The 1,510-nt window shown below is 31.0% G+C and carries 1 protein-coding gene; it reads right to left on the bottom strand.

The genetic code is table 11. The features are described 5' to 3' along the window. Window positions 1–130: 130 nt before the first annotated feature. Window positions 131–1,201, bottom strand: coding sequence for an acyltransferase family protein (locus AB4160_RS19500; RefSeq protein WP_372006099.1), 1,071 nt, complete (start codon window positions 1,199–1,201; stop codon window positions 131–133). Between the last annotated feature and the right edge of the window lie 309 nt (window positions 1,202–1,510).

The following is a 1,510-nucleotide window of genomic DNA, read 5'->3' as shown; positions in this document are numbered from 1 at the left end:
ATGGGTGGCCTTGTTATTTTCGATTTACCAGAGAAGTTTAAGAATAGCGGCTGGATAAATAGCTATAACATAATTTCAGATCATAAAAATTACTGCCAAACAACACTACAAGTCGCGAGTAAGTTAACCTTTACTCGGGATCTTCTGTTAGTTTTCTTGTAAATAGTTTATTTGATTTAAATGGCAGAAAAAATAAAGCTAAATAATTATTTCGGTAAACCATCTCTTGTATTAAAAGTGGTAAAGAAACACTTAAAATAAAAGCTACCACTGCAAACACTAGCCCTATCGAATAATTAATATCACCCGAAGATATGAATGTATAAACCTTCCAATGAATCACGTAATGAAAAATAAGGATAAATAAGCTCCCAGCCCCTAACTTCTGAAATATGACTTTGAATGCATTATGCTTTACCAGCAACACTGAAATACACATAACTATATAGATTCCACTTATGGCACCTATCGAAGCTGTTATTGCTGTCTCATATATTCTTTTATTTAAATCTGTATACGATTTGGTGAAAAATATAATACAAACAAAAATAAAACAAGCGAAGACAAGCAAATACCGATGAGGAGAAAAACCAATTATTTTATTCCGCATTAAATACCCAGAAATAAAGAATGAGGAGGAAATAAGTAGAATATCAATAGAAAAAGGAAGACCAGGAAGAACACTTACCTTACCAGCAATAGTAATTTCTTTAAGCCAAAAAGTATCAACATACAAACCACCCAAAAGAAGTAGCAGCATTAACACGAACATTTTAATAGGCAGTGGTAATAGATTAAAGTGAGTAAATCGAAACAAAACATAGCTAAAGCAGTAAACAGTAAACAAGTGTGTTAAAAACCACATTTGAACCCACCTCAAGGTCTCTCCATTACCATAAAATATCCCTTGCAATTGCAGCAATAAATTATCATTTTGAAAGATAACATCAATAACAAAAAGCAATAATAGTACGGAGAAATAAGGCTTAAGAAGCGCTTCAGATTTTTTTAGAATAAATAATTTAGGTGGAGTAGAGAAAGAAAAGAAAACACCAGACAAAAAGAAAAAGAATGGCATTCTAAATAATGACATACTGTCTATTATTTCTGGAAAAAATGACGCTAACTTACTATGCACAAGTGCAACTAAAGTAATAGAAATACCTTTCGCAATATCTATATGCTCTACTCTATTATTCATGCACACCTAATCTGATAATTTAGTATTTGTGTGTAAAGAAGATACTTAGGCATGAATAACCTATTTGAACTTCACTGACGACACATTGAGTATAGTTTATGCATCAGGGCTATGCCGTCATACTAAAGATTATCAGTTAAAAAATACAATTAACCACTTGTTATCAATGTGATTTTATGTGTTTTTTATATTTTCACTTTCAAATTTTAGCTATTATTAATAATAATTTTGAGCAATTACAAAGCCACCCATTATTTAGATACAATTACAAAGCCACCAAAATTACAACAAAATTACAAAGCCACCCAT

The organism is Shewanella sp. 10N.286.51.B8 (genome assembly GCF_041469325.1).
Classification (GTDB): domain Bacteria; phylum Pseudomonadota; class Gammaproteobacteria; order Enterobacterales; family Shewanellaceae; genus Shewanella.
The sequence above is the reverse complement of the archived record's forward strand: the minus strand, read 5'-3'. Positions and strand labels throughout refer to the sequence as shown.

Excerpts from the sequence above, each read along its gene's own strand:
- AB4160_RS19500 (WP_372006099.1), bottom strand. The coding sequence starts at position 1,201 with ATGAATAATAGAGTAGAGCATATAGATATTGCGAAAGGTATTTCTATT.